The following is a 13979-nucleotide window of genomic DNA, read 5'->3' as shown; positions in this document are numbered from 1 at the left end:
CCTTACGGGCGTCAGTCCATGGACATCCCGCCGTTGACCGCGGCCGTGGTGCCGGTCATGAAGGCGTTGTCCTCGCTGGCGTAGAAGGCGACCGCTTGGGCGACGTCGGCCGGGTGTGCCAGGCGGCCCAGGGGGGTCGCGGCCACCTGCCGCCGCTTGAGCTCCTCGTCGAGCACTTTCGCCATGCGGGTGTCCTCCACCGGGCCGGGCTCGACGACGTTGACCGTGATGCCCCGCGGGCCCAGTTCCTGGGCGAGGTACCGGGAGAACTGCGCCAGTGCGGCCTTGGCCGTACCCAGTGCGATCATGCCCTCCCGGGGCCGGCGGCTGAGGCCGGTACCGAGATAGATGATGCGTCCCCAGCCCTGTTCGGTCATGGCGGGCAGGACGGCTTTGGTGACCGCGAACGCCGCACGCATCTCGTCGTCGAGCTTGCCGCCCAGTTCTTCCCACGTCATGTCCTGGAACGGCTTGATCACGTACGGGGTGAGCGCGTTGTGCACGAGCACCTCGATGCCGCCCCATGCCGCCTGGACCTGCTCGATCATGCTCTCGACCGCCGCCGCCTCGCGCACGTCGGCCTGCACGGCCATGGCCTGGCCGCCTGCGGCCTCGATGCCGGCCACGGCCTCCCCGGCCGCCGTACTGCTGCGGAGGTAGTTGACCACCACGCGCATCCCTCGCGTGGCCAGAAGGCGCGCGGTGGCCGCACCGATTCCGCTGCTGGCCCCGGTCACCAGTGCCACCCTGCCGGTTGCCTCGGTCACGGGTCCACCTCCTGCTCATGATCGCAAGCCGTCTATATGACCTCCTGGAGTCGTTCCCGTCTGTACCCCTTCATCAAGCGTCCTGGTCTCCGGGCCGGGAGTTTTCTTCCATTGCCTGGATCGCGCCGAGCAGGCCGTGCAGGCCGGCTTGGTCGCGTTCGGCGTCCGCCGGGTCGAACAGCCACTCGGTGACCGGCAGGTCCGCGGCCTCCTCCGGACGGCTGGACTCGGTTATCGTCAGCTCTTCCTCGACCTCGATCTCCAGCTCGTACAGGAAGCCGTCTTCGCCGGCCGGGGTGCTCATGAGCGTCCTGCCGGCCGGGAGGCGCGGCGGCCCGCGCGGATGACCACGATCTTCATGACATGCCTTCCTGTACGCCGGGACATCGTTCACCGCCCGGTCGCCAGCTAAGACCGGACAGCCTCGCCATCTGTGACAGCCCAGCGGAAATCCGTTCGGCACGGACCAGGACGCCGTCGTCAGCGGGCTGTCGGTCGTTGCGGGGAGTTGGTGAGTTCTTCGAAGCCGCCGTTGGCGAGTTGCCGGATCACTCCGGTTTCAACGCCATGCTCCGCTTCGTCGTGTTCCCGTTGTTGCAGTCCGAGGCAGAGTCGCCGGGTGACGGTGAAGGCCAGAAGCGGCCCCGCGATCACGGCGACGCGGAAGAAGACCGTGAGGGCGGTCAGGGACAGACCGAAGTGCGTGGCGATCTGGTCGTTCGAGGCCGCCGCCCACAGGAGCCCGTAGAACGTCACTCCGGAGGCGCCGAGCGCCGTACGGGTCGCCGTATCGCGTGGGCGGTCCAGCACGTCGTGTGCGCCCAGGTCACCGGTGATCCGGCGCTCGATCACCGGATAGGCGGCCAGGAGCGTGAAGAAGATGCCAGGGACGATGAGCGCGGGTACGAGCACCGCGAGGGTGAGAGGGTGCCCGAACACGGTGGGTTCCCAGTTCGGCATGATTCGCAGGCCGCCGTCGAGGAAGCCCATGTACCAGCCGGGTACGGCGCCCGCGGTGATGGAGCCGGGCTCGAAGGGACCGTACAGCCAGATCGGGTTGACCTGTGCGACCGACCCGAGCAGCGCGAGAATTCCACAGGTGGCGGAGAAGAGCGCTCCACGCGCGACCAGTCGGGAGCGGCGGCCGATGAGGTCCGGCAGCCGGTTCGGAAAACGGGTGTGCCCGTGCCGCCGCACGAGCCGGTAGCGCAGTGCCAGCAACGCGAGCATGAGTGCGCTGACGAGGAGATGCGCCTCGAACAGGCGGGGGATGATCTTTTCGCCGGGGAAGTCACCGCCGAACAGCCAGAGCATCAGGTAGGTGCCGATCAGCGGTATCGACTGAACGACCCCCTGGATGAGGCCGATGCTGCCGCCGGAAAGCTGATCGTCGGGCAGTACCGTGCCGGTGACGCCGGCGGCCATGCCCAACACCAGCAGCCCTACCCAGATCAGCCAATTGAGCAGGCGGGGATTGCGGAAGGCGCCGGTGAAGAACAGGCGCAGCAACTGCAGCATCACCGCGGCGATGAAGATGAGAGCGGCCCAGTGGTGGATCTGCCGTACCAGGAGGCCACCGCGAACGTCGAAGCTGAGATCCAGGGTCGAGGCGTACGCCTGGCTCATCCGGACGCCCCGCAGCGTCGAATACGCACCGCCGTAGACGGTCCGCTTCATGCTGGGGTCGTAGAACCACATGAGGAAACAGCCGGTGACCACCAACACGACGAACGCGTACGCGGCGATCTCGCCGAACATGAACGACCAGTGATTCTGGCCGGTGACCCGCGTGTACCGAGACCTACGAGGCATCGGTCCCCCAAATGTCAGCGTCTAACGGAACGTCACGTCACACATGAAGACCGATCCACGCTCGCGTCTGTGACATCGCCGACCCTGATGTGTCGCAGATCATGCTGCCTGCCGGTCGCCGGCCCTGCAGCGAAGCCCGGGAAACCCTGAGCGTCCCGGGCTCCGCCTCCCCGTTTCTAGCTCGCAGGTCAGCCTGCGGAGGGTCGCGGGGCGCGCAGGTGGGCCCGCTTCTCCAGCTCTTCCTCTTCGACCATCGTGAGCATCGGCTGGCCCGGCGCGCACAGCATGGTCACGACGAACTTCGACGGAGCGTCCGACAGGGCGTTGCCGTTCTGGTAGTGGATCAGGTCGCCGCCCGGCTCGTACAACGTCTCGCCGGCCTTGATCACGCGCTCCGGCTCACCCTCGAGCTCGAACCGGATCGCGCCCTCGATCACGTAACCGAAGCACGGCCCCGAGTGGCGGTGCGGAGGAGTCCCGGGGTCACCGGGAGGCCACTCGACGAGGACGGTCATCCCCGACGCACCCTCGGGGATGAAGGGCGGCTTGATGTCCTGCAGCAGCTTGGGCCCGAACGTCTCCGAGCTCTCCTGCTCGGCGGCCCCACCCGCTGATCGATTCTCCGACACTGAACTACACCTCCGTAGGCCTGCCCCGGAACGGACGATCCCGCGTCGGCCATCACCTTCTGGCCGGTGGACCGACATCTCGGTCGGCGGTGACCGTGTTCGCCGATTCCGGGTTCACGCGATTTGCGTCGCTAGGAAGACCGAGTACGGCCTGCGGCTGTGACAGGCCGTGCGCCTTTGAGAGTTTCCTTCCAGTCAGCTTCTCGGTCCTCAAAGGTCCTCAAAGGACCGAGCTTGCAGCTAGAGCCTCACTGGCTGTGAGGTGGTCTGCCGCGTCTTGGCCATCAGCTTCGCGGGCTGGTGGCCGGGACGTGTGACGTCCGCCCCGCATCCCACGCGTCCTGGCCCCTTCGGGCCAGAACGCGGGAAGCATTCCGGTCCGCGTGCGCAACGACGCCGCAACCCCGGCAGATGAACAAAGCTTGAGAGATCCGGTTGAGCCGGTCGACATGCCCGCACTCAGCGCATTCCCTGGAGGAGTACGCCGGGTCGACGAGCACGACAGCCACGCCGGCCTGGCGTGCCTTGTAGACGATGAAGTCCGCTAGCTGGGCGAAGGCCCAGGAGTGCAGCGCGACCCGTTGGGGCTTGCGGAGCCGTACCCGTTCACGGATCCCCGTCAAGTCTTCGAGGGAGATTCCGCGTCCGGTGCGTTCAGCCTCAGTCACGATCGTCTTGGAGATGCGATGGTTGATGTCCTTGGCCCGCCGCGATTCGGTCCGGCGGTGTTTCCGCAACAGGCGCTTGGCGGACTTGGTGCCCTTCTTCTGCAGCTTGGCCCGCAGCGCGACCTGGCGTTTGCGGTAGCGGTTCAGGTTGCGTCCGGCGGCCCGGTGGCCGGTGGAGGTGGTGGCGATGTTGACGATGCCCAGATCCACCCCGATGAACCCGGCCGGCTCACCAGTCTCGGCCTCGGGCACCTCACAGGTGGCGGCCAGGTAGAACACGCCATCGCGTTCGACCAGATCACTCTCACCCTTGCGGTGGGCGATCAGCTGCTTGAGTGCGTTCGGTGAGCAGGCGAACCGCACGCCTTTCAACCGGCCCGCCATCGTCCAGATCGAAACGATCTGGGCGTCGTACTGCCAGCTGAGGCACCGGTCATCATACGGGTGGGCCGCCTGGGGCCGGAAGGCGATCGGCTTGGACTCGGCCCTGATCCGCCGCTTGGAGCCCTTCTTGCCGAGGTTCCCGGCCCGCAGGTTGGCGTGCAGGCTGGTGTAGGCGTCCCGGACCTTCTTGATCACATGCTGCGCGGCCTGCGCGCCCAGACCACGCTCCCTGAGCTCGGCATAGGTGTGCCTGCGCAGTTCGTACTCACGGGGCACGCCTCGGGCGAAGGCCACCTCAGAGACCCAGCAGGCGGCTTCGTTGGCCGTGCGCAGGGTGTGTTTCAGCGCCGCCGCCTGCACCGGCGTCGGCACGAGTTTTACCCGCACCACGACCTTCACAATCCGCGACGATATCATCGCTTTACGTCATCACATTGGGGAATCGAACTCATATTCACCGGAGAAGCGACGGCTTCCGGGCACATTCCACGTACCTGCAGGGCGGCCGCTTCCGGCCCCCTCCCACTTCGCCGCCTCAGGCGAGCGTGTCCGACTGGCGATCGCCAAGGACCCCGGCGATCGGGAGCGCCCAACCCGAGCGGAGCGGGCAGCCTCCCAGAACGCTGTGCGGCGCTGCGCGCCGCAAAGATCAGGATGCGATTCCTCCCGGGCCTGAAGTGAAGACCCGGGATTCCTCGCAAGAACACACTGAATCAGAGCGCCGACGGGCGGATGCGGGGCGTGGCGGTCGGCCGACAACCGGCTCTGCGGGACGTCTTGCCTGGTCAGGGTGCCATCGCATGCCGAGTTTGCGGATAGTATCGACTTCCTGTCGTTATGTGTACATTGCACCGATCTTGGGGCGATGTGGCGGGATGGAGGTGTTCGGTGTCCCTGACCGAGGCCCTACGGGCGGGAGCTCCGCAGGCGTTCGACGCGCTCTACGACGAGTACGCCGAACCGCTCTACGCTTATTGCTACGTCATGGTCGGCGTGGAGGCGAGCGATGCGCTGAGCGACGCCTTCAGCGCGGTCGCCCGCCGTCCGGACGCCGTCCCGGGCGACGACGCGGAGTTGCCGGTATGGCTCTACTCCCTCGCCCGGACCGAGTGCGTACGGCGCGGTGCCCTCACGCGGGCCGTCGCGACGACCACGTCGACCGACCCGCTGCGACGCGCGCTGGCCCTCCTGAGTCCCGAACACCGCGAGATCCTGGCGCTGACGAACGCTCTCGATCCGGAGCAGACCTCCCGGGTGCTCGGTGTGACGCGGGACACCGCCGAGACGCTCGCGTGGGAGGCACAGCTGCGTCTGGAGGAGGCCGCCGCCTCCGTGAGCAACCGGCAGCCACGGGATTCGGCCATGCTCTCCCCGCTGAGCGGAGAGGCGCTGCACCGGCTGGTGACGCTGGGGTACGAGCCGCCGGCGGGACAACGAGAGCGGATTCTGTCCTCGTGCGCAACGGTCGCGGCGTGGGACGAAGACGCGACCGTCCATATCGGCGAGCCGCCGCCCATCGGCGACCCGCACGCCGAACAGAACACGTCATCGGTCGGCAGACGGCTCCTCCCGGTCGTGGCCGCGGTGGCCTGCGTCGCCGCAGTCGCGGGAGCGGCCTTCGCGCTGTCCGGTTCCGGCCGCACGCACGACACCGGCACAGCCGTACGCCCGAGTGCGCCGTCGAGCCGTTCAGCCCAGCCCACACGGTCCGGTGGCCAGACGTCCCCCTCGTCCAAAACGGCCACCTCGGACGCGAGCGCGTCGCCGACGCCGACCCGTGGCGCCGCCAGAGGTGCGACCGCGACACCTCGACGCGGCGCCGCCGGCGGCTCGAGTTCGGCGACCCGGACTCCACCGGCCAAGCCGACCCGATCCCCGAAGGCGACCCCGACGACCGAACCGAGCTCACCGTCTGAACCGCCCTTGACGACCGAGCCGACTCCGTCCGCCGAACCGACCCCGTCCAGCGCACCGTCCCCGACGGCCGAAGCGCCTCAATCCACCGAACCGACTTCGCCCGCTGAACACACCCCGGTGGCCGGCTCGGGTTCGCCGACCAAGCGGCCGGGCCGGCATCCAGGCCGGCGCCCGGGTCGGCGGCCGCACCGGCCGAAGCCGCATCACACTGCCGCACCGAGTGACGCACCCGCGGACGGGCACCGGAGCACAGGTCGCCGAGGCCCCGGCCGGGCGTGTCACGAACCTTCCGAGCGACCATCTCGATGTGGCCGGCCGCGCCCGTGGCGCCCCGAGGGGGGAGACTCCAGCGGCGCTCGGCGGCAGCCGCGGCACGATGACCCGCAATGGGTGCCAGGTCCCGAGCGGCCACAGCACGATGATCCGGAGTGGGCGCCGGGCCCCGAGCGGCCACGGCACGATGACCCAGAATGGGTGCCAGGCGCCGGGCAGCCACGAAACGATGACCCGGAGTGGGTGCCGGGCGGCGAGCGGCCACGGCACGATGACCCGCAGTGGATGCCAGGCCACGAGTCGAACTGAACGGCCCGGCGTCCGGCGTACGCAGCGGTCAGGAGGCGGGGACGGAGAGGCCGGCGGCGAGGCGGTCGAACGCCTCGTCGATGAGTGCATGCAGTCCCTTGAGCCCCGTCTCCGGTGCCCAAACGATGAAGGCCGCGCGGAAGACCGACACGGTCGCTGCCGCGAGCAGCCGCGGATAGAGGCTGCCCGCCGGGCACCCGATGCGATCCGTGAGGGTGTCGACGAGCCTGGTCTCAAGGCGGAAGATCGCGTCCAGGACCTTCGTCCTCAGCTCGGGACACGCGCTGAACAGCTTCTTGCGCGCATGCCAGCCGGTCTGTGCGGCGAAGCCGGGCAGGGTGTCGTCCATCGCTCGACGCAGGGCGGTGAGCGGTGGTTCGTGCGATGGCCGCGCGGCGAGTCTGGAGGCGAACTCGTCACTGAGGCGCTGGTCCCAGGCGAAGACCGCCGCCTCCTTGCTCTCGAAGTAGTTGAAGAAGGTCCGGCGGGAGACCCGGGCGGCTTCGCAGATGTCGTTCACGGTGACCGCGGAGGGACCACGTTCCAGGAAGAGCCGGATCGCGGCAGCGCGCAGGGCCTCGCGAGTCTCGACCTTCTTCCGCTCACGTAGCCCCGGAACCGCGCCCTGCATGCTGATCAAGTCCTCCTCGCAACCGGCGAGCGCCAGCGTACTCCCAGGCGACTACTTGCACTCGTGCATTAATGCATCAGTGCAGAATTCAGCTAAGCTCGACCGCATGGCATCTGCGCATGCGAAGACGAAACGTCCCGGTGAGATCGTGCGGACCCTCGTGATGGGGCTCTGGCTCCCGGCGATCTTCCTTGCCGGATTCCTCTTCTCCTTCCTGCCGGCCTTCCATCACCCGACGCCGCATCACATCAAGGTCGCAGTCGCCGCCCCGCCGACGACGACAGCGCAGCTGCAGCACCAACTCGACACCGCGCTCCCGGGCGGCTTCACCCTGCGGCAGGTCGACTCCGCAGCCGAGGCGCGCTCCGCCGTCCTGAACAACGACGCGGTGGCGGCATTCGCGCCGGCTCCGCACCATCCGCAGTTGTACGGCTCCAAGGCGGACGGCGCCTCCATGGAGTCGGTCATTCGCCAGGTCTTCACCTCGGCGGCCCAGAAAACCGGCGCCACCCTCGACTTCCAGGAACTGGTCCCGACCAGGCCGGGAGACCCGGGCACCAGCCCGTTCTACCTGCTGATGGCCTGCACTCTCCCCGCCTACTTCCTGGTGGTCACCATGCAGCGCGCGGTGGGCTTCAGCCGTCGAGCGCATGTGGCCACGATGGTCGGAGGCGGCGTCGGCGCCGCCCTCGCCAGTTACCTCACGGGCGCGTACGCGATGGATGCGATCCCGCAGCATCCGCTTTCCCTGCTGTACCTGTTCCTGCTGACGCAGTCCGTATCGCTGACCTCCTACGGACTCGTGTCCTTTCTCGGCCCGCTCTTCCCAGGGGTCTCCGTCACGCTGTTCCTCATGCTCAGCGCGCCCTCCAGCGGCGCCGCCGTCCCCGTCGGCCTACTCCCGGACTTCTTCCGCTTCCTCCACCCCGTCCTGCCGATGGGCAATACCGCCGATGCCCTGCGCAACATCGGTTACTTCAACGACCGGCAACTGGGCCGGCCCACCGCGGTGCTCTGCGCCTGGGTCGCACTCGGCGCCGCTCTCATCGTGCTCGGGTACGTCAAGCACCTACGACAGCTCGTGCGCGAGGCACGGGCCGGCATGACGGAATACGTCCCCGTGCCCCCCGCGGAAGATCCCACCGTGGAGCTCCCCGAGCCGATCGCCCTCCCTCCGCGCCGGCACCATTTCGGCGAGCAGCCGCCGATGCTGACCGGGAGAGTCAGCGGTCCCGTCGGAGAACCACTGCCGGACGTCACGATCACGGTCACCGACCCGCATGGCCGCCAGCTCCTCCATACCCGTACGGACCAGAACGGCGAGTACGCGGCGACGGGCTTCCACGATGGGTACGCCCTCGTTGTCGCCGGCGCCCCCGGTCGGCAGCCGGTCGCCACGCGTCTGCTGCTCGACAGGGCCACACCCGTGAACCAGGACTTCATCCTGACGCCTCGCCAACACGCCGTTCCGGGCCGTATGCACAGCCACCCGGCGACCACGGTCGCCCACGACCACTGAACCGCCGGTCGCACCCCCCGCGACGTCCCGCCTCCGGCGGCACGGACGGGCCGCCGACAAGGCGGGCCAGATCGGGAGCTCAACGGTCGGCTGGTTCGAGCCGCATTTAATTTCAAGTGATACCGTTTCGAGTGATCGGATGATCGGTAATGTGCTCTCATGACCGCCGACGTTCCGCACAGAGGCATCACCTCGCGTGCGACCGACCGCCCCGGGGACGCCTCGCCTTTCGCTCTCGGCTTGCTGCTGCGCCGGGCGCACTGGCGCGCGGCCGCCGTGATGACGGAGGCGCTTCGGCCGCTCGGCATCGAGTTGCGGCATTTTGCCGTGTTGATCGTGCTGGTCGACCGCGGGCCCACAGTGCAGCGGGACCTGGCGGAGGCGACAGGGTCGGACAAGGCGGGAATCATGCGGGTCGTGGACGACCTGGAGCGTAGGGGGCTGGCCGTACGCAAGGCCGTTCCGGGAGACCGGCGGGCGCGGGCAGTGGAGATCACGCCTCAGGGCATCGAACTCTTCGATGCGGCCCATGTGGCGGCGGAGCCGCTGGCTGAGCGCCTGGTCGCCCAAATGGAGCCCGGCGAGCACGAGCAGCTGACGGATCTACTGACCCGGTTCGCCCACCCCGCAGACGAAGACGCGTCTACCCTATAAATAGTATCATGTGATACCGTCGCGAACATGACCAAATTGCCCAAGCCAGGTTGGCCGATGGGTGGGTAGGCGATGTTGGACGTCTATGAGGCGGTTACGAGCCGACGGGCGGTGCGCGGATTCACCGACCGGCATGTCCCGAGGGAGGCGCTGGAGCGCGTGCTGTCCGCCGCGGCTTGGGCGCCGTCCGGATCGAACATCCAGCCGTGGCACGCCTACGTGCTGACCGGTGGTCCGCTGGCCGAGCTCAAGAAGCGCGCCGGCGCGCGCGTGGTCGCAGGCGACGCCTGGGACGAGCGGGAGTACGAGATGTACCCGCCCACACTGAAGTCCCCGTACCACGAGCGCCGATCCGCCTTCGGCAAGGAGCGCTACAGCGCACTCGGTATTTCGCGCGAGGACTGGGAGGCGCGCCAGCGGGCCGCCGCCGCGAACTGGGACTGTTTCAACGCGCCCACCGCCCTGTTCTGCTACATCGACCGCGACATGGGCCGGCCCCAATGGGCCGACGTCGGCATGTACCTACAGACCGTCATGCTGCTGCTCCGCGCCGAAGGGCTGCACAGTTGCCCTCAGATGGCGTGGTCGGTCTATCGCAGGACCGTCGCGGAGGTCCTGTCACCCCCCGACGGGCTCATCCTGTTCTGTGGCATGTCGATCGGGTTCGAGGACGTCACAGTGGACTACGTCCGTACGGGCCGGGCGCCGCTCGACGAGACGGTCACGTTCGTCGAGGGTTAGAACTGCTTCTCCCGGTTCTTTTTCCGTCTCCATGTCACAGACGGCGGGGGCTTTCTTGTCTCGGGTTGCGGAGACAGGTTCCTGGGTCGGGAGGGTGATGGTCATGCGCGTGTTCGTGGCAGGCGGGAGCGGGGTTCTGGGGCAGCGGCTGGTGCCGCAGCTGGTGGCCCGGGGTCACCAGGTGACGGCGACGACGACGAGCGCGGCCAAGCTGGACCTGCTGGCGGGGCTGGGTGCCGAGGCGGTCGTGATGGACGGGCTGGACGCGGCGTCGGTCGGTGAGGCGGTGGCCACGGCCCACCCGGACGTGATCGTGCATCAGATGACCGCGCTCAACCTCGTCCACGCCGGCGAGCCCGATTTCAAGTCGGACCGGTACTTCGCGAACACCAACCGGCTGCGCATCGAGGGGACCGACCACCTGCTGGCCGCCGCCGAGGCGACCGGCGTGTCCCATTTCGTCGCGCAGGGCAACGCCGCGTGGAACGGGACCCGCGAGGGCGGATGGGACGAGCCGGAACAGGGCCCTGTGGAACTGCACGCGGGGCCGGCGGCGCACATGGTGATCGAGCCGCTCCGCCACGTCGAGGACGCGGTCCTCAAGGCCGGCGGCGCCGTCCTGCGCTACGGCTGGTTCTACGGGCCGGGCGCCAGCGACGACCAGGTCGAGCTCATCCGCAAGCGGAAGTTCCCGTTGGTGGGGGGCGGCGCCGGCTACTGGTCGTGGGTCCATCTCGATGATGCGGCGAGCGCCACCGTCCTGGCGGTGGAACGGAAGGCGACGGGCGTGTTCAACATCGTCGATGACGAGCCGGCCCAGGTCAGGGACTGGCTGCCGTACCTGGCAGAGTGCGCGGGGGCGAAGCCGCCGATGCGGCTCCCCAAGTGGCTGGGCCGGCTGGCGGCCGGGGAGCTGGCGGTGATGATGATGACCGAGGTACGTGGCTCCTCCAACGCCAAGGCCAAGCGGGAGCTCGGCTGGCAGCTGCGCCACCCCTCGTGGCGGCAGGGGTTCAAGGAAGCGCTGGCGTGACCCGGGCGGAGGAGTTCGGATCGGCGTCGTCATGGAGCCGCACCAGGTGAACGGCCAGCCCGCAGTTGACGGTCGTGAACATCCTCCGCCGCCGGCGTACCGGCGAATGACCCCGGCCGTATGCGACCTTCTTCAGGAGAGGTCTTTCAGCGCCTCCCGTACGGCTCCGGCGGGGTCGTCCGGGCGGGCGGCGATGGCGGCCGCCAGCAGGAGCCGTCCCTGCCAGGGGCTGAGGTCCCCGCCGAACACTGCGCCTACGCCGGCCAGGTCGCTGCCGCCGCCGCTCGTGTACAGCGGTACGGCCGGGCCGTTCGGGACCCGGGAGCACACCAGCACCGGGACGCCCCGCTCGATGAGGTCCGCGACCGCGGCGGTGATCGCCGGGGTGGCGTTGCCCGCGCCGAGCGCGGCCAGGACGATGCCGCGCGCTCCGGCCTCGACGGCCGCCGTGAGCAGGACCGTGTCCGCGCCCGCGTACAGGGCGACGACGTCGACGCGTGGCAGGTCCGGCACGTCCGGGTCGAGGAACAGGGCCGGCCGTTCGGGGGTGGCCACGCTCACGACCCGCCCCGCGGCGACCCGCAGCGCCGGGCCGCCCCGCCGGTTCGCGAACGCCCGGGAGCTCAGCGTGTCGATCTTGGTCACGCCGAACGCGGGCAGCGCCACGCCGTCGAACACCACCAGCACGCCCCTGCTCCGGGCGATCGGGTCCGCGGCGACCCGGATGGCGTCGGCGAGGTTCGCCGGACCGTCCGGTGCGGGATCGTCGGCGGGCCGCTGCGCACCCGTGAACACCACCGGCCGGGGATCGTCGTGGGTCAGGTCGGTGAGGAACGCGGTCTCCTCCATGACGTCCGTGCCGTGGGCGACCACCACACCGTCCGCGCCGTCCGCGAGCGCGTCTCGTACGGCCCGGGCGATGGCGAGCAGGTCGCCGGTGCCGAAGCCGAAGCTCGGCCGGGTCATCAGCGCACGCGACCGCAGTTCCACACCGGGCGGTGGGGAGATCGTCGCGAGCAGCTCGTCCCCGGGGACGGCGGCCCTTCGCCCGTCCGGTCCGGACAGGCTGGCGATCGTGCCGCCCGTCGTGAGCACGTGCACCAAGGTCATCACAGTTCCTCCGAGACGAGCCGCCGCCGCTCCGTGGCACGCAGGCCGAGCGCGCAGTACAGCCCGCCCGCCACCACGATCCCGGCCAGCCAGGAGAAGTCGGTGTGCGCCAGCAGGCGGGCGAGCGGCCCGCGCATCACGGGGACCAGGCCGTACTGCCAGCTCCACGCCGCCACGATGCCCAGACCGAGGCTCACCAGCGCCGGCCGGTTGAACGCCGGCTCGCCGGAGTCCTCACGGTACAGCGCCGCGACGTCGGGCCGGCCCCGGTGCCGTACGAAGAAGTCGACGGCGACCACCGCCGCCCAGGGACTGATCCACACCAGGATCGAACTCATCCAGTTGTCGAAGGCGCCGGCGAAGCTGTCGGAGCGGATGAACACCACGAGCACCGCGGAGGCGATCGCCCCGGCGAACAGCGTGACCTTCCAGCGGGCGGCCCGGACGCCGACGGTCAGCACCGCGAGCGAACATGAGTACAGGTTGAGGATGTTCGTCGCGATGGGGCCGTGCATGATCAGCAGTAGCACCGGGATCGCCATCACGCCGAACGTCCGGGCGACCAGGTCGGCCGGGTCGCTGCCGCCGCCGGAGCCGGCCAGCACAGCGCCCAGCGCCGCGAGCCACACGCTCGGCAGGTAGACCCCGGCCGCGGTGGCCAGGAAGACCGTCCGCTCGCCGGTGCCCCGGCGGACGAATCGGCTGTAGTCGCCGGAGTAGGGCAGCCAGGAGATCCCCCAGCCGACGCCGATCGCGGTCAGCAGCTGGGTGACGGCCGTCACCTTCCCGCCGTCGCCGAGTGGATGCGTCGCGGTGGACCAGTGCGGGTGCGCGCGGGCGAGCGCGAGCACGGTCATCACCGCCATCACCACGACGGTCAGCGGGACGGTGTACTTCTCGAAGGTGCGGATCGCGTAGAAGCCCAGCAGCGCCAGGCCGAGCTGGGCCGCCATAATCAGGCCACCGATCAGGTACTTCGTGCCGGAGCCGCCGTGCACACCGAGGCGGGCGAGGATGCCCATCACCAGGTCGAGGACCACCCAGGTGTTCACCCCGACCCAGCCCGTCGCGAGCAGCCCCTGGATCACGCCGGGAACGGCGGCGCCGTGGCGTCCGAACGTCGCGCGGCCGAGCAGCATCTGGTTGACGCCGGTGCGCTGCCCCATCAGGTTGAACAGCCCGAACGCCGCGCAGCCGATCAGGTTGCCGGCCGCGACGACGATCAGGGTCTCCACGACGGTCAGCCCCAGTGTGACGCCGAGCGCGCCGAGCACCCAGTTGATCGGCGCGATGTTCGCGCCGGCCCAGATCCAGAACTGCTCCAGCGGTGTCGCGTCCCGGCCGTGCTCGGGGATCGGCTCGATGCCGTGCGCGTCGAAGCGCGCCGTCTCTGCGTGCCCGGAGGCGATGGTTTCGGCGGACATGGGAACCTCCTCGGGCCGCGCCTCGGTGATGCCGCGCGGCGTGCTCTCGTGGGGTTCACGAAAGCACGCACGTCAGCCGCTGAAGAGTGGATGAACGTCCAGTGAGGT

General features: G+C 69.3%; 13 protein-coding genes. 5 read left to right on the top strand and 8 right to left on the bottom strand.

Features of this window, described 5'->3' with window-relative positions:
- Positions 1-11: 11 nt before the first annotated feature.
- From ABEA24_RS28680 to ABEA24_RS28660, 5 genes are all read right to left on the bottom strand, one after another.
- The gene (locus ABEA24_RS28680) at positions 12-767 is read right to left on the bottom strand and encodes an SDR family NAD(P)-dependent oxidoreductase (protein WP_345434255.1); all 756 of its coding nucleotides are present in this window, start codon (positions 765-767) and stop codon (positions 12-14) included.
- A 73-nt stretch (positions 768-840) separates the two neighbouring features.
- Positions 841-1071, bottom strand: coding sequence for a hypothetical protein (locus ABEA24_RS28675; RefSeq protein WP_345434254.1), 231 nt, complete (start codon positions 1069-1071; stop codon positions 841-843).
- Positions 1072-1247: 176 nt separating this feature from the next.
- Positions 1248-2579, bottom strand: coding sequence for a cytochrome bc1 complex cytochrome b subunit (gene qcrB, locus ABEA24_RS28670; protein ID WP_345434253.1), 1332 nt, complete (start codon positions 2577-2579; stop codon positions 1248-1250).
- Positions 2580-2767: 188 nt separating this feature from the next.
- Entirely contained in the window at positions 2768-3208 is a 441-nt protein-coding gene (locus ABEA24_RS28665; protein ID WP_345434252.1) for a cupin domain-containing protein, read from the bottom strand.
- 284 nt (positions 3209-3492) lie between these two features.
- Positions 3493-4659 (bottom strand): RNA-guided endonuclease InsQ/TnpB family protein, encoded by a 1167-nt coding sequence (locus tag ABEA24_RS28660; protein WP_345434251.1) that lies wholly within the window; start codon positions 4657-4659, stop codon positions 3493-3495.
- 489 nt (positions 4660-5148) lie between these two features.
- Here ABEA24_RS28660 and ABEA24_RS28655 point away from each other — a divergent pair, with 489 nt between their 5' ends.
- Complete coding sequence (locus ABEA24_RS28655; RefSeq protein WP_345434250.1) at positions 5149-6759, top strand: hypothetical protein; 1611 nt, start codon at positions 5149-5151, stop codon at positions 6757-6759.
- Positions 6760-6787: 28 nt separating this feature from the next.
- On the opposite strand, the gene ABEA24_RS28650 is transcribed toward ABEA24_RS28655, so the two are convergent.
- Complete coding sequence (locus tag ABEA24_RS28650) at positions 6788-7390, bottom strand: TetR/AcrR family transcriptional regulator (RefSeq protein WP_345434314.1); 603 nt, start codon at positions 7388-7390, stop codon at positions 6788-6790.
- Between the two features lie 106 nt (positions 7391-7496).
- Between ABEA24_RS28650 and ABEA24_RS28645 the strand changes: the two genes are divergently transcribed.
- The 4 genes from ABEA24_RS28645 (at position 7497) to ABEA24_RS28630 (ending at position 11337) form a co-directional block, all read left to right on the top strand.
- Entirely contained in the window at positions 7497-8909 is a 1413-nt protein-coding gene (locus ABEA24_RS28645; protein WP_345434249.1) for a carboxypeptidase regulatory-like domain-containing protein, read from the top strand.
- Positions 8910-9068: 159 nt separating this feature from the next.
- Positions 9069-9563, top strand: coding sequence for a MarR family winged helix-turn-helix transcriptional regulator (locus ABEA24_RS28640; protein ID WP_345434248.1), 495 nt, complete (start codon positions 9069-9071; stop codon positions 9561-9563).
- 72 nt (positions 9564-9635) lie between these two features.
- Positions 9636-10304: a nitroreductase gene (locus tag ABEA24_RS28635; protein WP_345434247.1), complete on the top strand. Its 669-nt coding sequence runs from the start codon at positions 9636-9638 to the stop codon at positions 10302-10304.
- A gap of 103 nt (positions 10305-10407) precedes the next feature.
- Complete coding sequence (locus ABEA24_RS28630; protein ID WP_345434246.1) at positions 10408-11337, top strand: NAD-dependent epimerase/dehydratase family protein; 930 nt, start codon at positions 10408-10410, stop codon at positions 11335-11337.
- A 132-nt stretch (positions 11338-11469) separates the two neighbouring features.
- Here the strand turns inward: ABEA24_RS28630 and ABEA24_RS28625 are convergent, their stop codons facing one another.
- Together ABEA24_RS28625 and ABEA24_RS28620 are read right to left on the bottom strand one after the other, a co-directional pair.
- Complete coding sequence (locus ABEA24_RS28625) at positions 11470-12447, bottom strand: asparaginase (RefSeq protein ID WP_345434245.1); 978 nt, start codon at positions 12445-12447, stop codon at positions 11470-11472.
- Positions 12447-13871: a purine-cytosine permease family protein gene (locus tag ABEA24_RS28620; protein ID WP_345434244.1), complete on the bottom strand. Its 1425-nt coding sequence runs from the start codon at positions 13869-13871 to the stop codon at positions 12447-12449. The genes ABEA24_RS28625 and ABEA24_RS28620 overlap by 1 nt, the downstream gene beginning before the upstream one ends.
- Positions 13872-13979 lie beyond the last annotated feature (108 nt).

The organism is Actinoallomurus vinaceus, assembly GCF_039542055.1.
Classification (GTDB): domain Bacteria; phylum Actinomycetota; class Actinomycetes; order Streptosporangiales; family Streptosporangiaceae; genus Actinoallomurus; species Actinoallomurus vinaceus.
Note: the sequence above shows the minus strand (reverse complement) of the source record. Positions and strands in the feature narration are given on the sequence as shown.

Coding starts and splice junctions, on each gene's coding strand:
- ABEA24_RS28675 (WP_345434254.1), bottom strand. CDS start 1,071: ATGAGCACCCCGGCCGGCGAAGACGGCTTCCTGTACGAGCTGGAGATC.
- qcrB (WP_345434253.1), bottom strand. CDS start 2,579: ATGCCTCGTAGGTCTCGGTACACGCGGGTCACCGGCCAGAATCACTGG.
- ABEA24_RS28650 (WP_345434314.1), bottom strand. CDS start 7,390: ATGCAGGGCGCGGTTCCGGGGCTACGTGAGCGGAAGAAGGTCGAGACT.
- ABEA24_RS28645 (WP_345434249.1), top strand. CDS start 7,497: ATGGCATCTGCGCATGCGAAGACGAAACGTCCCGGTGAGATCGTGCGG.
- ABEA24_RS28640 (WP_345434248.1), top strand. CDS start 9,069: ATGACCGCCGACGTTCCGCACAGAGGCATCACCTCGCGTGCGACCGAC.
- ABEA24_RS28635 (WP_345434247.1), top strand. CDS start 9,636: ATGTTGGACGTCTATGAGGCGGTTACGAGCCGACGGGCGGTGCGCGGA.
- ABEA24_RS28630 (WP_345434246.1), top strand. CDS start 10,408: ATGCGCGTGTTCGTGGCAGGCGGGAGCGGGGTTCTGGGGCAGCGGCTG.
- ABEA24_RS28625 (WP_345434245.1), bottom strand. CDS start 12,447: ATGACCTTGGTGCACGTGCTCACGACGGGCGGCACGATCGCCAGCCTG.
- ABEA24_RS28620 (WP_345434244.1), bottom strand. CDS start 13,871: ATGTCCGCCGAAACCATCGCCTCCGGGCACGCAGAGACGGCGCGCTTC.